Raw genomic sequence first — 613 nt, forward strand, 5'->3', positions numbered from 1 at the left:
TCTGAAGAAGAAAAAGATAGACTCAATAAAATGTTTTATGCCGATAAATCAATAAAAAACTAATGATGATACAATGATTATTTCAATTTAATCGGCATAATTATTTTATCGGTATAAGTGTCAAGTGTGGGGCGCAACGTAAGTGAGCAGGCAATAAAAGAATATGTGAAAAATCAAGGTAAACAAGATTCCTATGAACAAATACTATTAAAGTTGTAATCACAAAGTTTTTGAAATACCCCGTCGCAAATGTCCAGTGGACATTTGTGGGCTCTGCCCCGGGGTAGTTTATTAGAAGCAGAGGTATGTAAAGATCATATACATATGCTAGTTGAAATACCACCTAAAATGAGCATATCTGGATTTATGGGATACCTAAAAGGGAAGAGTAGTCAGATGATATTTGAAAAATGGGCAAATGCGCGATTCAAATATAGAAACAGAGAATTCTGGTGCCGAGGATATTATGTGTCATTATGCCGATATCGGCATAAGCTGACTTATACCGATAAAATAATTATGCCGATTAAATTGAAATAATCATTGTATCATCATTAGTTTTTTATTGATTTATCGGCATAAAACATTTTATTGAGTCTATCTTTTTCTTCTT

1 pseudogene is annotated in these 613 nt (G+C 32.6%); it reads left to right on the plus strand.

The features are described 5' to 3' along the window. Positions 1 to 288 precede the first annotated feature (288 nt). Positions 289 to 471: pseudogene (gene tnpA, locus B5G32_RS13600) on the plus strand (IS200/IS605 family transposase); the annotation flags it as partial. Between the last annotated feature and the right edge of the window lie 142 nt (positions 472 to 613).

Origin of the sequence: Massilimicrobiota sp. An80 (assembly GCF_002159255.1) — a bacterium.
GTDB lineage: Bacteria > Bacillota_I > Bacilli_A > Erysipelotrichales > Coprobacillaceae > Allocoprobacillus > Allocoprobacillus merdigallinarum.